Below are 2,010 nucleotides of genomic sequence, written 5' to 3'. Positions count from 1 at the left end.
GCCCTTCCAGATGACCAAGGAGTTCGCGGCCTCCATCCTGGAGGTGGTTCCCTCCGAGCGCATCAAGCAGGCTCTGGGCGATCCCCAGGTCTGGGACCAGTATGCGGCTGACGACCAGAAGCTGGGCCGTCTGCTGCTGACTGAGCTGCTCTCCTGGCAGTTCGCCTCTCCTGTGCGCTGGATCGAGACCCAGGCGATCATGTTCGACGCCCCTGAACAGGGCGGCCTGGGCGTGGAGCAGCTGATTGAGGTGGGGCTGGGCCATTCACCCACCCTGGCCAACCTGGGCACCAAGACCCTGAAGCTGCCTGACTTCCGCGAGCGTCACGTGAGCGTCTACAACCTGGGCAGGGACGAGAGCCGGGTCTATCTGACCGACACCGATCCCATGGCCACGGTGGAGGAGGAGCCCGCAGCTCCGGCCCAGGACTCCAGTCCTGAACCTGCTCAGGCCGCTGCGCCTGCCCCGGCATCGGCTCCGGCTCCAGCTTCGGCTCCTGCCCCTGAAGCAACCGAGGATTCGGCTCCTGCTGCGGCCCCGGCGACCGCTGGTCCGTCGGGTGCCGATGTGGCCGACCTGCCCTTCAAGGCATCGGACGCCATCGCCGTCCTGCTGGCCTACTCCACCAAGATCCGCCCCGAGCAGATCGGGCAGACCGACACCACCGACACCCTGACCAACGGCGTCTCCTCCAGGCGCAACCAGCTGCTGATGGACATCAGCTCGGAGCTGGGTGTGGCCAGCGTGGATGGTGCAGCCGAGGCCAGCATGACCGACCTGAGCGCCCTGGTGAACAAGGTGGCCCCCAACTATCGGCCCTTCGGCCCGGTGCTCTCCGACATCGTGCGTGAGCGCATCCGCGACCTCTTCGGTCCCTCCGGCCTCAAGCTGCAGCAGGTTGAGCAACGGGTCTCCGATGTCTGGCAGCTGGGTGCGGGCTGGGTTTCGGCCACCGTGGCCAGCCTGGTCCTGGACACCCGTGAGGGTGCCTCCTCGCGTGGCGGTGATCTGGCGCTCCTGCCCACTGAAGCCGTCTCCACAGTGCCTGCGGCCAATGCGCTGATCGACCAGGCCGTTCAGCAGGTGGCCCAGCGCCATGGTGTCACGGTCTCCATGCCCTCTGCAGGTGGTGCCGCTGGCGGTGCCGTGGTCGACTCCGCTGCCCTGGATGCCTTCGCAGCCCAGGTGACCGGCTCTGAGGGTGTGCTGGCCTCCACCGCCCGCTTCCTCCTGGACAAACTGGGGCTTAAACCTCCGACCGTCCAGCCTGGCGAGAATGAGGATGCTGCCGTTGTGGCCGCCGTCAATGCCGAGCTGGGCAGCGACTGGCCCGAGCAGGTGGAACCACGGTTCGAGGCTTCGCGCGCCGTCCTCTTCGACGACCGCTGGGCCAGCGCCCGAGAGGATCTGGCTCACATCTACCACGAGCATGATGATGACCGCAGTCGCCTGAGCTTCGTAGGAGCCGGACGTGAGGTGCACGATCAGGCCGTCTGGTACGCCGACCAGGCAGGCAAACGCGGCGAGCAGGATTTGGCCCGGGTCTTCAGCGGCATCGCCGATCAGGCCATGACCCCTGCCGACTCGGACCAGACCGCAGCACGGTTCGCCAAGGACGTGGCCGTGGTCACCGGCGTGGCCCCCAAGTCCATCGCAGGATCTCTGACTGCGGGCCTCTTGGAGGGTGGGGCGACGGTCATCGCTGTCTTCCACTCCTTGAAGCCGCAGACCGTCATCTGGGCTCGCGACATCTACCGTCGCCATGCCGTGGGCGGTGCCCGTCTCTGGATCGTGCCCGCGAATCTGTCCAGCTACCGGGATGTGGATGCCCTGGTCGACTGGGTCGGCAATGAGCAGCGCAAGACCACGGGTGCCACGACCACCGTGCTCAAGCCCGCCTACGAGCCCACACTGCTACTGCCCTTCGCAGCACCCGCCATGCACGGGACCATGGCCGACTCGGGCCGGCTCTTCGAGTCCCAGGCCCGGCTCATGCTCTGGAGCCTGGA

General features: G+C 67.1%; 1 pseudogene. It reads left to right on the top strand.

The features are described from left to right. Nucleotides 1-2,010, top strand: a pseudogene (locus AC0AP0_RS12800) (type I polyketide synthase); the annotation flags it as partial.

Source organism: Bifidobacterium sp. POST2/T3 (B1), assembly GCF_058197115.1.
This window is presented reverse-complemented; position numbering and strand designations above follow the sequence as displayed.